Origin of the sequence: Staphylococcus sp. Marseille-Q5304 (genome assembly GCF_943737015.1) — a bacterium.
Taxonomy (GTDB): domain Bacteria; phylum Bacillota; class Bacilli; order Staphylococcales; family Staphylococcaceae; genus Staphylococcus; species Staphylococcus hsinchuensis.
In genome coordinates, this window is the sequence record NZ_CALSFP010000001.1 from 1736141 (window position 1) to 1757111 (window position 20971).

Consider the following 20971-nt stretch of genomic DNA (forward strand, 5'->3'; position numbering starts at 1 on the left):
TCTTATTTTGTGATTGATTATTTGTGGAGGTTGAAACAAATATAAACTGCTGAAGCTAAATGTGTCTCAATCTCTAATTTGTCATTTACTGAATGTTCTGACAACAACTATTTAACTTATATTAAGCACAGGCACCTTATATCATTTTTAACCCATGCTAAATTTCTCAATAAATTAAACATACAATTACACTCGAATTAATTTTACCATTATTTTTGTTATTGATTAAATGTCTTGCTCTATTTTACTTATAATTACATTACTTTTAATTATTTTATATTATTTAAATATATATAGAAAAACCTATTCGCAATCTATTATCTCACAGATTACAAATAGGTTATTACATTTTTATTTTAATCTTCATCAGTTGTTTCAGCATAGTCACGTCTTCGCGCCTCGCGTGCTTCCGCTCTTTTCTTTAATTGTTCAAACGTATTATTTTCATTGGAACTTAATAAAATACTCGTTCCTCTAGGTGCATCACTCTTACGGTACATATAGGCGCCATTTCTATAGGCCGCTCGAGCAATCAAATGGCCTCCCACAGGCGAAGTCAAGTTGATAAATACGAGTGCTAATATTAAACGAACACTGATGTATCCTTGGGAAGAGATAAAGTAAATAATAACGCCAACTAAAGTGAGTAATATGGATAGTGTCGAACTCTTGGTTGAGGCATGACTTCGTAAAAATACATCTTGGAATTTAATCAATCCAATCGCACTAATCAAAGCAATAATACTACCTAAAAACATCATAATCGCTGCGATAAGATTAACGCTTTCGTTTACTGTTGGCATGGAAGACGTGCCCCCCTTCGATAAATCGTGAAATCGATACAGAACTTACAAATGAAATAATAGCAATGAGCAATATTGAATCTAAAAATGTGAAAGTCCCAAATATTATACTTAAAACACCCACGATAGACATGAGCACCGCACTAACCGTATCAAATGCGACGACTCTATCTGCAGTCGTTGGACCTTTAATGATTCTGAATAATGTTAACAACAACGCAATACCGAAAATAACAAGTGAACTGGTAATGAAAAAGTTAATTAATATATCTATCATTCCGTCACCTCCAAAATGAGACTTTCATATTGTTGAATGCTTTTAAGTAATTTCTGTTTCTCTTTTTCCGAAATATCTATGGCATGAATGAAGAATTTCTGCTTTTGCTTTGAGATACGCAACACTGTAGACCCCGGAGTAATAATGATTAAGATCGTTAAAAAAGTGACTTCCCAGTCACTAGTCAGCTTTGTTTCATATGCTACGAGTCCTGGATTGATACGCTTTGTTTTAAATAAAATATAATTAATTGTCGAAATACTTGAAGTAACGAGTTGGTATAAATATACTGCTAAAAATTTTACAGCTACCCATACTTTTTTCAGGTAAAATTGTTGTCCAAAAAAACGATGTAATATATAAATTACGATGACACCGATTAAATATCCTGCAAAGAATGTCGAGGCTTTAAATGCTTCTTCGTCTTGGAATAAGACCCATAATAAAGCAATGACAATATTGAGTAAGACTTGTCTCATTATTTAGCCTCCTTTACAAGATGAGGATTGACTGTTTGTTCATATAAACCATCTTTATAATTTAACTCGGTAGCTTTATTAGTGACGCTTAATAAGACAGGTGCAGCTATTCCGATAAAGATAACAGCCGTTAATAATATGCCAAAGAGCACTTTACGATATTTAGGAATAGATAGGTAATCTTTGTGCTCTCCTTTTTCACTATTTCCGAAGTACATGACGAAGAAAATTCGGAACAAACTATACATTGCAATCAGACTCGTTACCACCATCATACCTAACGCGACATAATTTCCATTTTGTATCGCACCTTGGAAAATTAATAATTTCCCAGGAAATCCACTAAACGGAGGAACGCCACCAATTGCAAGAATCATAATTACAAATACTACACCGAAGAATGGCTCTTTCTTCGCCAATCCTTTGAGATGGCGAAAATGACGGTGTCCAGTAACGTAAACTAAGCTACCGATAACAAAGAATAGTAGTGTTTTTACGACAATATCATTCGTTAAATAATAGATTGCCCCGTTCGTCCCAGCGAAAGTATGTGTACCAAGCCCTAATATGATGAATCCTATCGATATAATCACTTGATAGGCAGCGATTTTTTTCATATCAGTGTATGCGAGCACACCAAATGCACCAATAATCATCGTCAAACACGACAAGAAGATCATAAGATTGTGCGTAAGACCTACTTTTTCATCAAAGATTAATGTAAAGAATCGAATCAATGCATAGGCACCTACTTTCGTCATTAACGAAGCGAATAATGCTGCAAGTTCAGTATTTAACACTGCATAGGCTTTCGGTAACCACATAAAGAGGACCAACGCAGCTTTAGCACTAAATGCCACGAGAAAAATCATCGAAATAATGAAAACTGCACTGTTGTCATGCATGTTTCCTATGCGTTGTGCAACTAACGCAAAATTGAGTGTGCCAGTTAACTTATAGAGTAATCCAACCCCAAGTAATAACAACCATGAGCCAATAATATTTAAGACTACGTATATAATTGCTGCACGTAGCTGTTCAACTGATTGGCCTAATGTGATAAGTACGAACGAGGCTAATAACATGACCTCAAACATGACATAAACATTAAATAAATCTGCTGTTAAAAATGAGCCAATCACACCAACTGTTAGGAATAAAATAAAACTTGGTAAATAATAACGGATTGCTCTTTTTTCAGCACGACCAAAGCCATATGACAAGATAAGCGTTACGACAAAGCTCGATGTCGTTACTAATAGTAAACTCAACTCATCACCAACAAATTGAATACCATAAGGTGCTTTCCAACCACCGAAATCTAATACAATCGGTTTATATCTCATAACATGTATTAATAAATATAAGGAAATGAGCGTCGTAAGCGCCATTACACCGATAGATAACACACGTGATAATCTACTTTGAGTTCGGACAAAAGCAAGAATTAATCCACAGACGGCTGGAAGTAACAATGGAAAGATTAATAAATTACTAATCATTCTCTTCACCTCTCAACACGTCAATTTCGTCCTCTTTCGTCACACGATACGTTCTATATACGAGCACAAGTAAAAACGCTGTCATCGCAAAGCCAATGACGATCGCAGTCAGCACGATTGCTTGTAATAATGGATCAACATATGCCGTATTACCAGAACCTATCAATGGTTCATTCATATGCTTATTATATTTCCCCATGCTCATAATGATGAGGTTGCCTGCATGAGTAAAAATAGAAATACCGATAACGATACGGATTAAATTCACTGACAGAACCATGTACGTTCCAATAAATATTAAAAATCCTATAACTAATAACAATAAAATATTCATGAACGACCCCCACTTATCGACAACATCACAGTCACTACTACACCAACAACTGCTAAAACGATGCCCGCTTCAAATAGTGTCACTGTAGTCACATGTACTTCACCTAATATAGGAAAATGAATGTGTGCGTCCGTTTGATAGAGGAATGGTTTACCAAAAAACATTGGTAAAACTGCCGTAACAAATGAAATTAACGAACCAATAATCATTAATATTCTAAAATCCAGCGGCAATGAAACTAATACCTTTTTGACATCAAAGGCCAAGAACATGAGTAAAAACGCTGAACTGAAAATCAATCCGCCAATGAAGCCACCGCCAGGATTATTATGTCCTGCTAAAAACAAATAAAATCCAAACGTTAACAGAATAAAAACGACAATTTTTGTCACGGTTTTTAATACAACGTCATTCTCTTTCATCTTGACCCCTCCTATCTTTAAAGTTAAGTAACGTATAAATACCTAAACCAGCGATAATCAATACTAAGCCTTCAAATAATGTATCCAATGCACGGAAATCACCTAAGATAGCATTAACAATATTTTTACCACCTGTTAATTTATATGCTTGATGATAATAAGTAGAAATTGAAGACATCGCATCACTTTGTTGAGCTATAAATACGAGTGTCACGACCGTGATTGCCATCATTAATGAAACACCAATTTTAATAGCTTCTCGACGTTTATGTACCTTGGATCTTGGCACGTTAGGTAATCTAGAGAAACTGACGATGAATAAAATTGTGGTAATCGTCTCAACAACGAGTTGTGTTAAAGCTAAATCAGGTGCTTTCATTAAAATGAAAAAGATTGTGACACAATAACCAATGATTCCATTTAATATGACCATCGTCAGACGTTGACGTATAAATATTAATGCAATACCAATGATAAATACTACCACCAAGGTAATCACTTCTAACGGGCCAAATCCGCTGACATGTATGAGATGTACTTTAGGCATACCTATTTGAATCATTCCATAAAAAACAATGCCAATAAATATGAGCAACGTAAGAATAATATAATGATTCAATCGGTTATTCATTAACCCCCGTATACTTTTACCAGAATAATGTTCAAACTGTTTAAAAGTATTTAAATACATACTAGAGATAGATTGTTCTGATGTAATTGCGCTATACCTTTTCCAGTTAACTTTAAGTGCACCGAGTATACCGATGAGGATAACAATAACACTTAATAATAATGGTAAATTAAATCCATGCCATTGAGAGACATGCGGTGCGAACTTATCTACCTTCTCTCCAACTGTAATACTTCTTAGCGCTGGTAATACAATAAAATGACCAAACACGTTAGGAACCACAAATATGATTGGAAGTAACAACATCATGATGCCGGAAGGTAAGAGGAATTTAAGTGGTTCATGTACAGGTGTTGGCGCTTGCTCGGGCTTTTCAAAATCACCCCAAAATACCTCTTTAATCATGTATAATGCATAAATTAACGTAAAAATACTCGCTATCACGCCGATTGAAGTAATTATAATGGTCAACACAATATTGAATTGTGGTAATTTGGATGCATGCACGAGTCCATCAAAGAACATTTCTTTACTTAAAAAGCCATTTAAAAACGGTATCCCTGCCATAGATAAAGCCGAAAGTAACATAATGATATGCGTTAGAGGCAAGACCTTTTTCAAACCAGATAATTTACGGATATCTCGTGTTCCTGTTTCATGATCAATAATGCCTACCCCCATGAACAATGCCCCTTTAAATAGTGCATGATTCATCAAATGGAAGATTGCTGCAAATAAGATTAAGCTGTAACTTTGTGCTAATGCACCTGTACTATTTTGTGCAAAACCACTTCCTAACCCGACCATGGAAACAATCATACCTAATTGACTGATAGTAGAAAATGCAAGAATGCCTTTTAAATCATATTGTCGGATTGCATTGATAGCACCGTAAATCATCGTTACGAGACCTACAAAAGTGACCACATAAAAATAAAAGTTACTTAGACCGAGTAACGGTGTCAATCTCAATAATAGGAAGATACCGGCTTTTACCATTGTAGCTGAATGTAAATAAGCACTAACTGGCGTTGGGGCTGCCATTGCTTTAGGTAACCAAACATGAAATGGAAATTGTGCAGATTTAGTAAAGGCACCGATTAATATCATAATAATGATTGGTATGAATAAAGTACTATGTGCAATCTCATCACTATGTTTCAATATTGAAGTAATAGTGAATGTACCGGTAATTGTGTAAATCATAATAAAACCGATAAGCATTGCTAAGCCACCAAACACCGTAATGACGAACGACTGCATGGCGCCAAATTGACTTTTACCCTTACTATACCAATATGAAATGAGTAAAAACGAAGCAACACTCGTTAGTTCCCAGAAGATATATAGAACCACTAAGTTATTTGAAGTTACTATTCCTAACATACTTAACATAAACAGTATTAAATAAATATAAAATCGCGGTAAATGGTCATAATCCTTAGATAAATATTGTGTTGCGTAATAAAATACTGCCACGCCTATTAGCGAGATAAGTAAACTGAAAAATAAACTCAACCCATCTATTCTAAAATCAAGGTTAATATTCAAATTAGACATCCAAGGTATATGCACATTAATATAATGTCCATTTAACACCTTTGGTAACTGTACTAAAAAATAAATAGATGTGATTACTGGTGCTAATAATGCAATGTAACCGCTGAGTCGTTGTAGTTGATCATTTAAACAAGTTACTAATAGCACACACATGATTAGCAACAGCATACAAAATATTACGATTAAACTCATCATCTACCCCCTTCCCTAAAGTTTATAAATTTAATGCAATTGTGGTTTTACTTTTTTGAGTAGAAATGCCAATAAATTTCATCGTTTCGAATGTTGTTTGATGACCTAAATATTTCTGAATAATAGAAATAGAGATACCTGATTGGTATGCATGATATGCAAACGTCTTTCTCAACGTAGTCAATCCAATATGTACCATACCTAACTCAGCCGCAGCTGAATGAATAATGCGGTAAGCTTGTTGTCTAGACAAACAGTTTGCAGTTCGATTTGATTGAAATAACAAACCATCATCTTCTAACTGTTCTACTTTAATATATTGGGATAACTCGTCACGGAGTAAGTCAGGTAACTGGATATAGATATCCGGCGCTTGTTGTTCTACCCAATAAGCCTTTACATCCCCTTCTGAATCTTTAATATCATTTACCTTCATATTTAATAAATCACTGAGTTTCACTCCGGTATGTATTGCAAATTTAAATAATAAATAGTCTCTCGTCGATTTATGTTGTAAAACATCATACATCGCAGTAATTTCTTCAATTTCCCTTATTGGATCAACTTGATTCAACTTCGTCACCTCTTTTTCAATGTTCCTTATTTAAGGATATAATATATTTTAGTAACATTAAAGTATTTAAGCTAAATTTTCAGAAATTTATTTGTCCAATTGCGCTATTTTTTTCGATATATATAAGTGAAAGGAGGGAAATCATCATGAATAATATTAATAAGTTAGAAGTTACTATGTCGCGCAATACAAATGATAAAGACGGCAAACCTGTTACTTATAAACGCCACTTCTCAAACTTAAACACTTCAGCAACGCACGACCAATTAAAGAGTTTTCAAGCTATTATTGAAAAACTAACTGGCGAACGATTCGAAAAACTTGAAGTTATTACTACAGAACAAATTAAATAAGGAGGAAAAATTAATGACACAAACTTTAGAACTTTTATTCAATGATGCTGTTAACAAAACAATTAAGTTACAAATTCCTAAAATTGAACACTTCACGCATGATTCAGTGATTAAAGAGAGCATGAAAGATATGCTTGCTTTAGATATACTACGCCCTAAAACAGGCATTCCGACAGATATCCAATCTGCTCAAATTATAGATAAAACGACGAAAGTATTGTTCTAAACTTTATAATACCCAGTCAATAAAATCAGTAATTCATTTATTTAAATTCATAGAAAATAAACGCCCTAGTAGAGAACGCCTATAATCTCTGCTAGGGCTATTTATGTTTAAGTGGTCTCAATCTCACTGTATCTCCAAAGAATATTTTCTTTTCTCCTAACTTTTCGCACATCGCATATTGGTCAAATACCTCAGTGACTTGAGCTAAGTTTTTATAAGATCTACGCGGGTTAAGCACCTCGATAAATTGATTTTTCACAATACCGATGTCATGACCAGCACCAATGAAAAATATATCTTCATTCAAAAGACGTATGATATTTAATTGCTTCAATATATTTTCTCACTCGTTTCTAATGTGATTATGACTATTTTAAATAATAGTATTTACCATGTATTCCTTTGGCAAATTGGAATTTATTAATTACTAACTTAAAAGTAATCACTAATTATATTTTAATGTATTTTGTGTATTGTGTACATCATTTTTTTATTATGTAATTAAACACATCAAAAAAATCGGTTTAATGGGAAATTATTTTACAATAAACTATAATGATTTTACAACTACATATAAAAGGTGATTCTATGTTTTTACTTTATTGTTTAGGTATCATTGCCGGAATGGTGCTACCTTTTCAAACTTCAATCAATTCACGATTAAGTCTTTATACTAAATCTTCTTTTTATGCGTCGACGATATCTTTTGCTACGGGTACTGTTTTCTTAATTTTTTTAAATTTATGTATTAACCCGCACGTATTTACGCCACATTTTTACGAATCACAATCATTCAATTATTTATGGTTTTGTGGTGGATTATTAGGTGTAATATTCCTGACAGGAAATTTATTACTATTACCTCGGTTAGGCGCTTCGTTAACCGTTGTGATCACTGTTGCCGGACAAATTATTATGGGTGTCATCATCGATACGTTTGGTTTCTTTGGTGCTAATGTAGAATCGTTTACATGGTTAAAGGCGCTTGGGATAGTGTTATTACTTTTTGGCATTATTTTAATGAATTATGTGCGAGAGCAAAACACTACATCGGTTCAAAATACAAACACGCGCTTATGGCTAATACTAGGGTTTTGCTTTGGATTTTGTCCTCCAGTACAAACTGCCATTAATAGTGCTTTAGGAAAGCAACTACATTCATCTTTTATGGCTTCACTCGTATCATTTGCTGTCGGGACTATTGCTTTATTTATGTTGACGCTTATCTTTAATCGCAGTTTAAAAATGACAAAACATCATAAACAACAAGGACGTTTAAAACCTGTGTATTTTATAGGTGGTTTGTTAGGTGTAGTATTTGTAACTACAAATATTATTTTAATGCCTCATCTTGGAGCTGCTTTAACAACCATCATTGTTATGCTCGGTCAAATGTTGATGGGACTTATCATTGATCATTTCGGTTTATTAGGCACACATGTAAATAAAGTCACTACAAGAAAAATAATCGGTATCACAGCTATTTTGGTTGGCATAATTATATTACGTTTATTTTAAAAATATTACATTTATTTATTGATAAAATCGTTATAAAGTTGCGACTTGCGAATCAAACACAATAAATATTTATCATTATTATTTTCAAAGAAATCCTTATAAACTTTAGTCTTATTGCAATCACATTTTGCTAGACCCTTCGTAAAATTTATTATTGTAATATTTCTTAAAAGAAAAAGTTGATACACCAAAAGTTTATCAGCAATATTAAATTTATAGTAATTATTTTACGATTAAATTATAATTTTATTAAAACCGTTAATCTGGTGTGATAATGGGTATTATTGTTTATATATTAAAGTTTCATTTTCTGAAATTTAGTGATGCTTTAATTAAATTATATGTAACATATGGATAGATTGTGTACACATCGTAAATATAATTTTTTTGAACGTTTTATTTTCTAGTATTATATTTATTGAATGACAAAAAATTGAAATGGTGTGAAATAAATATATATAAAATTTTGGGTAAGTTAATTATTCAATTTATAGCTTATTCCATTGTTGTGTTGCTTAAACATTTTTTTGTTTACTTTTTATTTTCATTTAGTTATAATTAACTAAATAATAGAGGCTTTAATATATTCATCATGAATATAATTAAGCCATAAATTATTGTAGGTGTTTGAATACCTAAACAATTTAAGCTAGGCAATGATACAAAAATATAATTATTATGTATTCTAAAAGGCTATTTCAAATAGGGAGGAATTTCAATGGCTATTTCAAAAATCAATGATTGCTTTGAATTATTAGCTATGGTTACATATGCTGATAAATTAAAAGGAATTATTAAAAAAGAATTTTCAGTCAGTTTTGAAGAATTTGCAGTATTAACGTATATCAGTGAAAATGAAAGTGAAGAATATTATTTAAAAGATATTATTAATCACTTAAATTACAAACAACCACAAGTTGTAAAAGCTGTTAAAAACTTATCTCAAGAAGATTATTTCGCTAAAAAGCGTAATGAACACGATGAGAGAACAGTATTAATCTTAGTTAATAAAAAGCAACGTAAAAAAATCAATGAACTATTAACACGCGTTAATGACCGAATTAAAGAAGCAAACGACAACAAAGAAGTTTAATTAATATCACATTCACACAACAAATAAAACGTGTGTACCTTATAAATACACTATTCATATTTTATAAACGTATATGCGTCTGGAATATCACGTTCACAGACCGAGAAAAGGCAATTTCTATTGAAAAATATAGAAATTGCCTTTTCTATTTTTATACAATGAAAGTATCTTATTTTAATAATTATTAACTATAAGATTTGGTTAAAGTTTGAACAGGACATATTGAAAGTGAAGCTCGTACAAATTATATAAATAAAATAATACAAAGCCCATTTCAAAGATTGAATGAACCTTTGAGATGGACTTTTTTCAATAATTTACTATACATATTCAAGTATAACATTGAAATATTTTTAAAATTGCAAAAAATTCGCATAAAAGGATGTAAGTATAATAATCAATAACATGTATATTATAAAGACTTAAACCTTGACTATCTTGCTATTCTACAACGCCTTGATTAGTAAATTCTAAGTATTTTTGAATAAAATTTTCAGCTTCTTCAATATGCGGGGCATGTCCCGAATGTTCAAAGGTATATACGGTTAATTCATCCCCTGCTATTGATTCTTGATTGAGATTATCTAAATCAACTAACGGGTCATGTTTTCCATAAATCATAAGTGTTGGTACATTTACTGTTTCAATCACTTCATTTTGACTCAATAATGGAAAATTCATTAATGCTCGCGTTGCAATAGCACTATCTTCTGACGTTTGTCTGCTGTAAATTCTTTGATCCTGTAACCACTTACGGGCTTTAAGTTGTTCTTGATAAATATAAGGGAATAAAATAATCAACGCTTCAGATTTATCAAACCCTTCTATTTCATCTTGGTGGTCGATCATTAATTTATTTAAACCACCCACACTATCAAATAGGTTGGTAGCTACCAATGTTAAAGATAAAACTTTTGTGTCAAATTGATTTGTAAAATGTTTAGCGATTAAGCCACCCATATCATGTCCGACTAAATGTGCCGCTTCGATATTTAATTTTTCCATTAAACTATATAAATCTTTAACATGGTCATTTATATCAAAAGATTCATGCTTCGTTGATTTACCGTGACCACGTACATCATAAATGATGACTTCGAAAATCGTCTTTAATTCGTCTTTCAAACTATAAAATGAAGCCATATTACTATCCAGTCCATGGATTAAAATTAAGGGCACTCCATGGCCTTCACGAATATAAGCAATTTCATTGTCGAAACTTGTTTCAACTTTTTTCATATTGGGTCACCTCCCTTTACTCTGATTTATACCCTCAATGCGTATAGGTTACGCTTGATACAGAAAACTCCTATTATCTTTTTACATAAACGTGCTTTCCCTTGAATTTTATAGTGTCTTTTAAAATAAAAAAGGTCGATTCTAACGTAGAACCGACCTTTTTTATTAAGCATTTCTTGAAGAAATACGAATGGTATAATAAATAATTACGATTAACAGTAGAACCCAAATAACGAGTGAAACAATTTGAGCAATATTTGGGTCACGTACCATTGAATCTATTGTTTTTTGACAGAGTAATAAACCAATACCTGTGAATTCTAACCTTTTAAAATAAACACCCGCAATACTAAGAATAATACCTACAAAAAATACAAATTGGTGTGTAACCATCGTCACGGAGACAATGCCTAAATTTAAGCCAAATGTATGTGCTACTACGAGAATAAAGGCGACAACCGCTATAACGGATGCGATAATCCGTTCAAACCTATTACTATATAAATAATTTTTCCACTGTATGCGGAAATAAATAAATATCGATAATGGTAGAATGATAATTAAATAAAATATGTTTAGACCAGGTGTCGCTTGGAATTCAACGTAATGTTTGTCATATAAGTACGAAATCAATATAAAATTGATAATAAAGAATACGACGGGGTTAATTTGTAACGTGAATAAATTCCTTTGAATTGTCAAAATGATTTCAGCTGGAGATTTTGACCGATATTCAATATAATCCATTTTTCGTTCTTCTGATTTTTTCATGTCTTTCTTTAACTTAACTTTGATATCATCTATTAAATTAGGAGAAAGCCCTTTATGAGTAAAATAATCATTAATATTTTCAATTAATACTTTGTCATTCGCTTTCATAATCGTCTCCTTGTCTACTTCAATTGAAACGTGCGCTTTATATTATGTATATCTTATGTTACTACATCCCACATGTAATTCAATTTAAATTTATTATATCAACTATAATAACAAATAAAATAACCGACAAGTCCTATTTATTTAAACTTGTCGGCTATAATATATTTTAATTTATATCTATAAGCGCTCTATTTTGCAATATCAATGCGATATAATTTAATATCTTTGTCTTGTGGTGATTGTGAACTGAATTGGTATGAAACGTTACCGTCTTGGATGTAGCCAAAGTTACCTGTTACACTGTTATAATTTGAACGTGAAATAACATCGTCACCTAGTTGTTTTTTAACATCTTCGAAAGATGGGCCATTTGTTTTATTATAACTCATAGAAATACGTGTAATATGGCCTTTGTTCTTTTTACCGTCTGCTGTAATTACAAAACGACCGTCTTTTTTATTAAATTCATAAAAGTGTTCATTACCATCAGCACTTTCTGAATAAATTGGTGTGCTATTATGTTTCAATACGCTTTGAATTGAATCACCTAATTTGGCATTTTCTAATGTTGTATCACCATTCTGTAATTGTTCAACATTGTGCATTGTATTACCTGTTGCTGCTGAAGCATTGCCCGCACCTACGCCTGTAACTGCTATACCTGTGACTAAAACAGCCGCTATCATTTTTTTCATAGCACTCTCTCCTTCTCTATATGTAATGCTTTATATCCATTTTACTTTTGTCAGTTATCAATACATCTTTTATATTACAGAAGTGTTACAAATAATGCAAATAATTTAATTTGACTTTAGAAGTGCAAAGTGAAAAATATTGTTACTTACTATAAAAAACAAAGATTCATTGAAATTTTCAACGAGATGTATAGTTATCATTACCCAAAATATAGAACATTATACACATAGAGAAATATTACTAAGGACAAGAATGTATTTATTTTTCTTTCACTAAATTATTTTCCAAAAAATGTTTCACTGATGTTACAAACTTTTCTTTTTCTTCGCTAAATGGATATAGACCTGATTTATCAAATACTACAAATTTCACTTCATTATTAATGTAATCTCCTACTTCTTTAGCTTCTACAACTGTTGTACGTTCACCGTGTTGCCCAGCAATAATTAAAGTTGGTAGATCTAATTGACTTAAATAATCCGTAATACGGTTATCATTAAATGAGGCTTTAACAGCATTTCTTTCTTTTTTCGTTAATAAATCATTTGTCGTAGACATATGTTTAAGTTGTTTTTTAGCTTTACGTTTAGAATAATACAAATGTGAATCTAAGAATTTTTGTTGATCATTTTCATCCCAGTTACGTATTTTTTCCGCATACTTGCGATATAAACGTTCTCCTGGGAACATATCATTAAGTAATGTTGGGTTTATTAAGGTAAGAGATTTCACCATGTCTGGATTACGCGCTGCAATCGTTGCGGCAATTGAAGCACCCATTTCATGCCCGATAAATGAACAATGATCTATATATAAGTAATCAAGTAATTGTTTAATATCTTCAGCATATTCTGCAAAATGAATATAATCCTTTTTATCTGAGTAGCCATGACCTCTTAAATCAACGAGTACGACTTGATATTTATCATTAAATTCGGACTCTATATCATTAAAAATAGTTAAATTATCAAAAGCTGTATGAAGCATTACAATTGCTTCACCTTCACCTGTTGTCCTGTAATTGATTACTGTACCATCGTTCGTAGTAAATAAATCCATTCGCTAACTCTCCTCTTTTGAAATTGGTAATATCGTCAATAGCTCTTCTAATGTGGAAATAGTAAAATCTACTTCCTCAGGTAATGGCTCTATTTCAGCCTCACCTTCTTTGAACCAAACGCTAATCATTCCCATTGCTCTTGCAGGGGCGACATCATTTAAGGCATCATCACCTACATACATTGTTTCTTCAGGTAACGTTCCTAATTGGTCTAACATATCTTCAAAAATCTTTGGATGTGGTTTACGATAACCTACTGTTTCAGACGTTGTTAAATAATTGATAGCATCTTCTACACCTAAAGCGTGCATCCGAAATTGCTTGATTTTCGATTTACCATTTGCGATAACACCAGTTAAGTATTCATGTTTATTTAATTTTTCTAACGTATATAACGTATCATAATATGGAAAAACATAACGATAAAAATGCATTTCAAAATCATTAAACAAATCTTTCCAAGTCAGACGATCCACATGGAAATCTCTAATGATAGCTTTATATACTTCAGGCTTATCGTGGTCTTCGTCATCATCTAACTCGATAAATTTGTTTCTGAAATCAGCTTGTTGAATACGAACGAAGTAATCGTGAAAACGTTCATACTGTTCCTCAATAAATTTATCACGTGATTTTTTTCTATCTAAGAGTGTTCCTTCTAAATCGAAAACAACTGCTTTTACTTTTGTTAAGTCCATTATTCATTACCTCTTCATTTAAACAAAGCGTTCTTAATATAAATTCTTAAATACTCACATCAATATCTAAACTAGCTACGTTGCTCTGTTACCATCATATAAAATAAAACCGGAATGCCTAATAATGCCATTACAATGCTCGCAGGAATTTGTAACGGTTGGAATAAGCTACCGCCTATCCAATCTGCAATTACCATTACAATACCGCCAATGGTCACATTTAAAATCATTTGTTGTGTTAAGTCAAAGCTATTACACTGACGCCGTACAATTTGAGGAATAACCATGCCTATAAACCCTATGATACCTACAAATGCAACAATCACTGCTGTTAAGACTGATGATATCAATAAAACACCATAAGTTACAATAGTCACATTTAAACCTAAAGATTTAGCGCTTAACTCTCCTAATTGTAATAATTTAATACTTGGCATCAACGTTAATAGAATGATGATACTTAAGATAAATACAATACTAATATACACGACTTCGTGATATTCTGCAGAAGAAAAACCACCGAACATATAATTAATAATATTATTTAGCTTTCTTTCATTAAAGATAATTAATACATACAGAAATGCATTGAATAAAGCTCCAACCATAATCCCAGATAAAATCAAAGTTCTCATAGGATAACCTTTAGACATCGCCATAGTAAGCGTAAGCACAAGTATTAATGTAAGCACACTAAACATAATTGAAAATATTGATAACCAGACAAAAGATAACCCAAATACCACCGCTAGTCCTGAACCAAATGTGGCGCCACTAGATAACCCAAGTGTAAAGCTGTCTGCTAAAGGATTATTTAATAAGGTTTGAAACATATGACCTGCTAGCGTTAAGCCCATCCCTGTTATCATCGCTAGTAAAATTCTAGGCACACGTACTTGTACTAAAATCGGTTCAAATAGATTTTTCTCAATACTAGAAATATCCCACATCAAACTCAAAGCCACCGACATACAAAGTACGATAAAACATATTGAAAAGACGCTTTTGAACTTCATGTTTTCCACACTTTCATTGAATTTTTCAATACTCACTATACTATTACTTGTTAACTTTTTTGAATATTTTATTAGTCAATATAGTGTAATAGAGAAATAAATTTCGATAGTTTTGATGAATCATTCATATAATGGTGATTTAAATTGGAATTAAACTTGATCGCTTGTTCTTCATATAAATGATATGTTTCACCCTCTATATTTATTTTCAATTCACCTTTAGTAACAAATAAAAAAATCATTGATTCTTCGTGGTGCGAATTCGTCACTAAACAACTATTCGGCTGCAACTCTGTTTGGAACATTTCAAAGGGTCTATATTTTTTATATAAAAAATAAGGATATATAGCTGTTGTCTTATCATCGTTGTACATCGGTTGAATCTGGGATTTATCAACAATATCAATATCTTCTTCATTATCAGTAATCAGATTACTAAGTGGTATATTTAATCCGTTTGATATTTTCCATAATACAGTAATTGAAGGGTTGGATTGACCTGACTCGATTTGGTTGAGCATTGTCTTACTCACTTCAGTCATTTCTGATAACTTCTGCAAACTCAAGCCAGCTTGCTTTCTATATTCCGAGATATTGTCCGAAACTATATGTCTAATATCTTTCATCTATTTCCCCACCATTTACAATTTAAGTTAATTTATTATATCATAACACTGGACGTTATAGTTGTACATTCGTACACTAAAATGATCAATTGAGGAGTTTTATATTTATGTCTTTTATTCGTAAACATAAAAAGGCGATTTTATTATTAGGTATTTTACTCATTGGCGCAAATTTACGTGCGCCCATTACTTCAATAGGTGTAGCTATCCCTAATATTAAAATCGATTTACACTTGTCTAATAGTGTAATTAGCTTATTAACAATTATGCCATTATTGGCTTTTGCAATCGCTTCGTTATTTGCAGCAAAAACAGGTAATCGCATCGGGTTAGAGCGAACGATGTTTATTGCACTTATACTGATCGTCATCGGCTTGTTAACACGTACTTTTACCAATACTTATTTCTTACTTATAGGCACCCTTTTAGTTGGCATCGGTAACGCCTATGGGAACGTACTTACACCAGCGATAATCAAAGGACGTTTCCCACGTAGAATAGGCGTCGTAACAGCATTGTATACAGTAGTTATGAATCTATGTGGCGCATTATCTTCATTTATTACGGCACCATTATTACATCAGTGGCACTATAACATTGTGTTAAATTTAGTTATTCTTGTCACATTATTTACGATGTTTGTATGGGTCTTTCAATTAGATAGATACCAACTTAAAGTAAAAGGTGCTGATTCATTACAATTTAACGTATGGAAGTCTACGCTTGCTTGGCAAATCACTTTATTCATTGGCAGCCAATCATTAATATTCTACTCATTCCTAAATTGGTTACCAGAATACTTATCCAGTAAAAAGGTCGACTTAAGTGTATCTGGAACATATTTAACGATTTTACAACTTTGTCTGATTCCAATGACTTTCGTAACTCCAATGATTATTGAAAAAATGAGAAAACAAAACTTAATTATCTTTATATCCGGCCTATTATTTATCATAGGTACATTATTAGTCATGTTTAATATCCATCTTGTACTACTAGGTGTCATCTTCATCGGCGTTGCGAGTGGCATCTCATTCGGTATCTTTAATACTTTCTTCGCAATGAAGACTGAAAGCAGTGTTACTGCAGCTAAATTATCAGGTATGGCCCAAGCGGTTGGCTATTTAATCGCAGCAGTCGGACCTTTATTATTCGGTATATTGCATGAACTTACGCATACATGGTTGTTCTCATTCATCTTACTAATCATAACAGCTTGTATTATTATGACTTACTGTACACGTTCAGGACGAAAACAAACTGTTGAAGGTGAATTAAGATCTAAAGGTCAGCCTACGCAATTATAGTAAATAAAAAAGAGTCGAGCGTCCATATAATTATATTATTGGACGGCCGACTCTTTTTTTATTATGTTTAATTGGTTTTTTCTTCATAAATTGCTTTTTCTAATACTTTCAAACCATCATCGATACGTGGACCGGGACGGGATATTTTATCACCATCGACGGCTTTGATTCGGTTATTTTTAACTGCTTTAACTTGGTTAAATCCTCCACGTCCCTTGACTTCTTTCTGGTATGCTTTTTGTGAAATACCACTTGTAGCTATCATCATATCTGGGTTCTTCTTAATAATATCCTCTTTACTTACCTTTGGCCATCCTTCTAATCCCGCAAAACTATTTTTCACTTTCAATTGCTTTAACATATCATTGAAAAACGTATGTTTACCTGCCGTATAAATTTCAGGTTGTGAAGAAATTTCCATAAATACTTGTTGCGATTTTTGAGAATTAGGAATTGATGATTTTACTTTTTCCACATTATGCTTCGTTTCTCTAACTAGATCATTCGCTACTTTTTCTTTCCCAGTAATTTTACCAATTTGTTTAAATGTATCATAAGTTTCATCTATTGACTGAGCGTCTTTAATATAGACAACTTTAATGCCACTCTTTTTTAACGACTTTAATACATCACCAGCTGTTGATTTTTGAGATTCGTGAGCTAAGATTAAATCCGGTTTAGCTTTCAGTAATGCTTCTTTATTAAGTTTCATGGCATTGAATTTCTTCTTATCTTTAACTTGTTTTGGATAGTCATCGACTGTAGATACACCTACTATTTTTTTGCCTAGACCTAATTCATATAAAATTTCCGTATTACTCGGCATTAAAGAAATAATACGATGATATGGATGCTTATTTGACTCGTGTTGTTCTGTAGATTGCTTGCCACCTGAACTACAAGCAGATAACACTAGCATGAGAATCAGTGTTAAATAAATCAATAAATTTATTTTTTTCATTGGCTTAACTCCTCAAAATAACGTTAAGTTTATCATAGCAAAACCACGCACAATTTTAACTACTATTTAACAAAATATTGATCTAAAAAAGTCATCTTTTCTGTATTTTTTCCGTTAAAGTAGTTTTTTCCAAAGTTATCGAGTAAGGCGTGAAATTCTTTTGCATCTTGATTCGTAAAGTCCGTAGGTAATTCAATATGTTTCTTGAACTTATCATATGTTTCTATTTGGTCGTAACCTAATTTTTCATAAATCCTACGTGTATATTTATCGGGGATAAATTCGATACCGCCAAATACGTACACAAATAATACATCTGCAGTTTCACTTCCAATACCTTTAATCTTCAACAATTCATCTCTCATAGATTTGTGATAATAGTTCGCGATGGCTTCATAATCAAAATCGTGTACATCAAGCCATTTTAGTAATGCATGAATTGTTTTTGCTTTATTTTTATAGAAACCACTTGAACGGATGAGTTGTTGCAATGTTTCTAAATCTAAACGCAATATGTGATGAGGGTCGAGATTCGTAGCCTCCTTCAATGATTGTATCGCATAGGCTGCGTTCCGCCAGTTTGTATTTTGTACTAATATCGCGCCTAACATCATCTCTATTTGTGTTTCGGCTGGCCACCAGCCTTGTGGCCCCATATGTTGATATAATTTTTTATACAGTGACGCTGTATCTAACATATTCCAAAATCCCTTTCTCAAAGTTTCATCATTAAACAAAAAGAACCCACGTACCATGCTGCAACGTTCATTTTATTTAAATCGTTGTATTTGCATTGGCAATGGATTCTTTATCATTGTTGTTTATTCAATTTGGATGTAATGCGATTTTAAATCATTACATTGATTCTGGTGCATTGACACCTACTAAAGCTAATGCATTGTGTAATGTGATTTTCACCGCTTCTACAAGTGCAATTAAAGCTTTTGTTTTCTCAATATCTTCTGTTAATACCTTTTCAGCATTATAAAACTTATGGAAATGAGCCGCTAAATCTTGAATATAGTTCGTAATTCTATGTGGTGCACGTTGTTCGGCAGCATTTTGAATCGTTGGTTCAAATTCAGCTAATTTCTTCATCAATTCAATGGCTTTGTCGTTTGTAATTGGTGAGAAATCAACATCAGCTGATGGCGTGATATCGCGCTCTTCTGCTTGCTTTAAGATAGAGCAAATACGTGCATGTGCATATTGTGCATAGTACACTGGGTTGTCTTGTGATTCTTGTTTCGCTAATTCCATATCAAAGTCAAAGTGCGTATCCGGACTACGCATCGTTAAGAAATAACGTGCCGCATCTACACCAACTTCATCCATGATTTCACGTAAAGTAATCGCATTACCTGTACGTTTACTCATCTTAACTTCTTCACCGTTTTGTAAAAGACGTACCATTTGCATGATTTGAATTTCTAGACGTTCACTATCAACACCGAATGTTTCCATTGAGGCTTTCAAACGGTTAATGTAACCATGATGATCTGCACCAAATAAATTGATTAATGTATCATTTCCACGTTCAATCTTATCGAAGTGATATGCAATATCTGGTAGGAAATACGTATAATTACCGTCGTTTTTAATTAACACGCGATCTTTATCATCTTTAAAGTCCGTTGTACGTAACCAAGTCGCATCATCTTGTTCATACGTATAGCCCAACTCTGTCATCTTATTTAACACTGCTTTGATTTCACCTTTTTCATAAAGTGAAGTTTCACTAAACCAGTTATCAAAGTGTGTATTGAAATCAGATAAATCTTTTCTTAATTTCTCCATTTCATAATTTACACCGAGTTGTCTAAACGTTTTGATGCGCTCCTCTTCAGCTAAATCCTTTAACTCTGGTTGTTTTGCAGCTAAATCGTTAGCGATATTGATGATATCTTTACCATGATAGCCATCTTCAGGCATCGTTACTGATGAATCCCCTAACGCTTCGAAATAACGCGCTTCAATTGAACGTGCAAGGTTTGTAATTTGGTTACCTGCATCATTGATATAATATTCTCTTGTGACTTGATAACCAGCTGCAGTTAAGATGTTTGCTAAAGTATCCCCTACTGCCGCATTTCTCGCATGTCCAATATGTAAATCACCTGTCGGGTTAGCTGATACATATTCAAGTAGTATGCTTTGATCTTTCGATGATTCTGCATAACCAAATTTATCGCCTTTATTAATCGCTTCTGGGATAACAGCTGTTAGATAGTGGTTATCTAAATAAAAGTTTATAAAACCTGGGCCTGCGATATCTACCTTTTCAACATTTGCTTTCGCTGTATTTAAATTGTCAACAATTGCTTGTGCGATTTCACGTGGGTTTTTCTTAGCGATTTTCGTTAAAACCATCGCTATATTTGTTGAATAATCACCATTTTTAGTATCTTTAGGAATCTCAACTTTAATTTCTGGTAAACTCTCTGAATCTGCGAGCTCTGAAGTTAAAATACTATGTTTGATTTCTTCAATTAGTGTTTGTTTCACTTGGTCAATAATATTCATCT

The 20971-nt window shown here is 32.5% G+C and carries 24 protein-coding genes; 5 read left to right on the plus strand and 19 right to left on the minus strand.

What is annotated here, in order from left to right; translation table 11 throughout:
- Positions 1-356: 356 nt before the first annotated feature.
- The 8 genes from NGI30_RS08600 to NGI30_RS08635 are packed head-to-tail and all read right to left on the minus strand — an operon-like array spanning position 357 to position 6774.
- Positions 357-803 carry a Na+/H+ antiporter subunit G gene (locus NGI30_RS08600; protein ID WP_251518808.1) on the minus strand — a complete coding sequence of 149 codons (447 nt, stop codon included), beginning with the start codon at positions 801-803 and terminating at the stop codon, positions 357-359.
- Positions 778-1080 carry a Na+/H+ antiporter Mnh2 subunit F gene (gene mnhF2, locus NGI30_RS08605; protein WP_251518806.1) on the minus strand — a complete coding sequence of 101 codons (303 nt, stop codon included), beginning with the start codon at positions 1078-1080 and terminating at the stop codon, positions 778-780. The genes NGI30_RS08600 and mnhF2 overlap by 26 nt, the downstream gene beginning before the upstream one ends.
- Positions 1077-1559: a Na+/H+ antiporter Mnh2 subunit E gene (gene mnhE2, locus NGI30_RS08610; RefSeq protein ID WP_251518803.1), complete on the minus strand. Its 483-nt coding sequence runs from the start codon at positions 1557-1559 to the stop codon at positions 1077-1079. Before mnhE2 ends, mnhF2 begins: the two co-directional genes overlap by 4 nt.
- The gene (gene mnhD2 / locus NGI30_RS08615) at positions 1559-3061 is read right to left on the minus strand and encodes a Na+/H+ antiporter Mnh2 subunit D (RefSeq protein ID WP_251943370.1); all 1503 of its coding nucleotides are present in this window, start codon (positions 3059-3061) and stop codon (positions 1559-1561) included. The genes mnhE2 and mnhD2 overlap by 1 nt, the downstream gene beginning before the upstream one ends.
- Positions 3054-3395, minus strand: coding sequence for a Na+/H+ antiporter Mnh2 subunit C (gene mnhC2, locus NGI30_RS08620; RefSeq protein WP_251518799.1), 342 nt, complete (start codon positions 3393-3395; stop codon positions 3054-3056). The genes mnhD2 and mnhC2 overlap by 8 nt, the downstream gene beginning before the upstream one ends.
- Positions 3392-3817, minus strand: a complete 426-nt coding sequence (gene mnhB2 / locus NGI30_RS08625; RefSeq protein ID WP_251518797.1) for a Na+/H+ antiporter Mnh2 subunit B — start codon at positions 3815-3817, stop codon at positions 3392-3394. The genes mnhC2 and mnhB2 overlap by 4 nt, the downstream gene beginning before the upstream one ends.
- On the minus strand, positions 3804-6200 hold the full coding sequence (locus tag NGI30_RS08630; RefSeq protein ID WP_251943371.1) for a DUF4040 family protein: 2397 nt from the start codon (positions 6198-6200) through the stop codon (positions 3804-3806). The genes mnhB2 and NGI30_RS08630 overlap by 14 nt, the downstream gene beginning before the upstream one ends.
- Before the next feature lie 22 nt (positions 6201-6222).
- On the minus strand, positions 6223-6774 hold the full coding sequence (locus NGI30_RS08635; RefSeq protein ID WP_251518793.1) for a tyrosine-type recombinase/integrase: 552 nt from the start codon (positions 6772-6774) through the stop codon (positions 6223-6225).
- 146 nt (positions 6775-6920) lie between these two features.
- On the opposite strand from NGI30_RS08635, the gene sroA reads away from it, so the two are divergent.
- Positions 6921-7127: a sigS mRNA-stabilizing protein SroA gene (sroA, locus tag NGI30_RS08640; protein ID WP_251518791.1), complete on the plus strand. Its 207-nt coding sequence runs from the start codon at positions 6921-6923 to the stop codon at positions 7125-7127.
- A gap of 13 nt (positions 7128-7140) precedes the next feature.
- A complete protein-coding gene (locus NGI30_RS08645; RefSeq protein ID WP_251518789.1) occupies positions 7141-7353 on the plus strand; it encodes a DUF2922 domain-containing protein in 213 nt (70 codons plus the stop codon).
- A 97-nt stretch (positions 7354-7450) separates the two neighbouring features.
- Here the strand turns inward: NGI30_RS08645 and NGI30_RS08650 are convergent, their stop codons facing one another.
- Positions 7451-7687: a hypothetical protein gene (locus tag NGI30_RS08650; RefSeq protein ID WP_251518787.1), complete on the minus strand. Its 237-nt coding sequence runs from the start codon at positions 7685-7687 to the stop codon at positions 7451-7453.
- A gap of 254 nt (positions 7688-7941) precedes the next feature.
- Here NGI30_RS08650 and NGI30_RS08655 point away from each other — a divergent pair, with 254 nt between their 5' ends.
- Both NGI30_RS08655 and sarA read left to right on the plus strand, forming a co-directional pair.
- Complete coding sequence (locus NGI30_RS08655) at positions 7942-8871, plus strand: DMT family transporter (RefSeq protein WP_251518785.1); 930 nt, start codon at positions 7942-7944, stop codon at positions 8869-8871.
- Between the two features lie 718 nt (positions 8872-9589).
- Entirely contained in the window at positions 9590-9964 is a 375-nt protein-coding gene (gene sarA / locus NGI30_RS08660) for a global transcriptional regulator SarA (protein WP_251943372.1), read from the plus strand.
- A gap of 441 nt (positions 9965-10405) precedes the next feature.
- Here sarA and NGI30_RS08665 read toward each other — a convergent pair whose 3' ends face one another.
- The 7 genes from NGI30_RS08665 to NGI30_RS08695 all read right to left on the minus strand — a co-directional run bounded on the left by NGI30_RS08665 (position 10406) and on the right by NGI30_RS08695 (position 16178).
- On the minus strand, positions 10406-11203 hold the full coding sequence (locus tag NGI30_RS08665) for an alpha/beta fold hydrolase (protein WP_251518782.1): 798 nt from the start codon (positions 11201-11203) through the stop codon (positions 10406-10408).
- Positions 11204-11368: 165 nt separating this feature from the next.
- Positions 11369-12082, minus strand: coding sequence for a hypothetical protein (locus tag NGI30_RS08670; RefSeq protein ID WP_251943373.1), 714 nt, complete (start codon positions 12080-12082; stop codon positions 11369-11371).
- A gap of 188 nt (positions 12083-12270) precedes the next feature.
- Complete coding sequence (locus NGI30_RS08675) at positions 12271-12777, minus strand: SA0570 family protein (protein WP_251943374.1); 507 nt, start codon at positions 12775-12777, stop codon at positions 12271-12273.
- Between the two features lie 259 nt (positions 12778-13036).
- Positions 13037-13837 carry an alpha/beta fold hydrolase gene (locus NGI30_RS08680; RefSeq protein ID WP_251518778.1) on the minus strand — a complete coding sequence of 267 codons (801 nt, stop codon included), beginning with the start codon at positions 13835-13837 and terminating at the stop codon, positions 13037-13039.
- 3 nt (positions 13838-13840) lie between these two features.
- A complete protein-coding gene (locus NGI30_RS08685; RefSeq protein ID WP_251518777.1) occupies positions 13841-14536 on the minus strand; it encodes an HAD family hydrolase in 696 nt (231 codons plus the stop codon).
- Between the two features lie 71 nt (positions 14537-14607).
- Positions 14608-15552, minus strand: coding sequence for a FecCD family ABC transporter permease (locus NGI30_RS08690; protein ID WP_251943375.1), 945 nt, complete (start codon positions 15550-15552; stop codon positions 14608-14610).
- 71 nt (positions 15553-15623) lie between these two features.
- Positions 15624-16178 carry a helix-turn-helix domain-containing protein gene (locus NGI30_RS08695; RefSeq protein ID WP_251943376.1) on the minus strand — a complete coding sequence of 185 codons (555 nt, stop codon included), beginning with the start codon at positions 16176-16178 and terminating at the stop codon, positions 15624-15626.
- Between the two features lie 107 nt (positions 16179-16285).
- On the opposite strand from NGI30_RS08695, the gene NGI30_RS08700 reads away from it, so the two are divergent.
- Positions 16286-17485, plus strand: coding sequence for a CynX/NimT family MFS transporter (locus NGI30_RS08700; protein WP_251518772.1), 1200 nt, complete (start codon positions 16286-16288; stop codon positions 17483-17485).
- 67 nt (positions 17486-17552) lie between these two features.
- Here the strand turns inward: NGI30_RS08700 and NGI30_RS08705 are convergent, their stop codons facing one another.
- From NGI30_RS08705 to argS, 3 genes are all read right to left on the minus strand, one after another.
- On the minus strand, positions 17553-18446 hold the full coding sequence (locus NGI30_RS08705; protein WP_251518770.1) for an ABC transporter substrate-binding protein: 894 nt from the start codon (positions 18444-18446) through the stop codon (positions 17553-17555).
- A gap of 62 nt (positions 18447-18508) precedes the next feature.
- Positions 18509-19144, minus strand: coding sequence for an endonuclease III domain-containing protein (locus NGI30_RS08710; RefSeq protein WP_251943964.1), 636 nt, complete (start codon positions 19142-19144; stop codon positions 18509-18511).
- Between the two features lie 157 nt (positions 19145-19301).
- Complete coding sequence (argS, locus tag NGI30_RS08715) at positions 19302-20969, minus strand: arginine--tRNA ligase (protein WP_251518768.1); 1668 nt, start codon at positions 20967-20969, stop codon at positions 19302-19304.
- Between the last annotated feature and the right edge of the window lie 2 nt (positions 20970-20971).

Coding starts and splice junctions, on each gene's coding strand:
- NGI30_RS08600 (WP_251518808.1), bottom strand. CDS start 803: ATGCCAACAGTAAACGAAAGCGTTAATCTTATCGCAGCGATTATGATG.
- mnhF2 (WP_251518806.1), bottom strand. CDS start 1,080: ATGATAGATATATTAATTAACTTTTTCATTACCAGTTCACTTGTTATT.
- mnhE2 (WP_251518803.1), bottom strand. CDS start 1,559: ATGAGACAAGTCTTACTCAATATTGTCATTGCTTTATTATGGGTCTTA.
- mnhD2 (WP_251943370.1), bottom strand. CDS start 3,061: ATGATTAGTAATTTATTAATCTTTCCATTGTTACTTCCAGCCGTCTGT.
- mnhC2 (WP_251518799.1), bottom strand. CDS start 3,395: ATGAATATTTTATTGTTATTAGTTATAGGATTTTTAATATTTATTGGA.
- mnhB2 (WP_251518797.1), bottom strand. CDS start 3,817: ATGAAAGAGAATGACGTTGTATTAAAAACCGTGACAAAAATTGTCGTT.
- NGI30_RS08630 (WP_251943371.1), bottom strand. CDS start 6,200: ATGAGTTTAATCGTAATATTTTGTATGCTGTTGCTAATCATGTGTGTG.
- sroA (WP_251518791.1), top strand. CDS start 6,921: ATGAATAATATTAATAAGTTAGAAGTTACTATGTCGCGCAATACAAAT.
- NGI30_RS08645 (WP_251518789.1), top strand. CDS start 7,141: ATGACACAAACTTTAGAACTTTTATTCAATGATGCTGTTAACAAAACA.
- NGI30_RS08655 (WP_251518785.1), top strand. CDS start 7,942: ATGTTTTTACTTTATTGTTTAGGTATCATTGCCGGAATGGTGCTACCT.
- sarA (WP_251943372.1), top strand. CDS start 9,590: ATGGCTATTTCAAAAATCAATGATTGCTTTGAATTATTAGCTATGGTT.
- NGI30_RS08665 (WP_251518782.1), bottom strand. CDS start 11,203: ATGAAAAAAGTTGAAACAAGTTTCGACAATGAAATTGCTTATATTCGT.
- NGI30_RS08670 (WP_251943373.1), bottom strand. CDS start 12,082: ATGAAAGCGAATGACAAAGTATTAATTGAAAATATTAATGATTATTTT.
- NGI30_RS08675 (WP_251943374.1), bottom strand. CDS start 12,777: ATGAAAAAAATGATAGCGGCTGTTTTAGTCACAGGTATAGCAGTTACA.
- NGI30_RS08680 (WP_251518778.1), bottom strand. CDS start 13,837: ATGGATTTATTTACTACGAACGATGGTACAGTAATCAATTACAGGACA.
- NGI30_RS08685 (WP_251518777.1), bottom strand. CDS start 14,536: ATGGACTTAACAAAAGTAAAAGCAGTTGTTTTCGATTTAGAAGGAACA.
- NGI30_RS08690 (WP_251943375.1), bottom strand. CDS start 15,552: ATGAAGTTCAAAAGCGTCTTTTCAATATGTTTTATCGTACTTTGTATG.
- NGI30_RS08695 (WP_251943376.1), bottom strand. CDS start 16,178: ATGAAAGATATTAGACATATAGTTTCGGACAATATCTCGGAATATAGA.
- NGI30_RS08700 (WP_251518772.1), top strand. CDS start 16,286: ATGTCTTTTATTCGTAAACATAAAAAGGCGATTTTATTATTAGGTATT.
- NGI30_RS08705 (WP_251518770.1), bottom strand. CDS start 18,446: ATGAAAAAAATAAATTTATTGATTTATTTAACACTGATTCTCATGCTA.
- NGI30_RS08710 (WP_251943964.1), bottom strand. CDS start 19,144: ATGTTAGATACAGCGTCACTGTATAAAAAATTATATCAACATATGGGG.
- argS (WP_251518768.1), bottom strand. CDS start 20,969: ATGAATATTATTGACCAAGTGAAACAAACACTAATTGAAGAAATCAAA.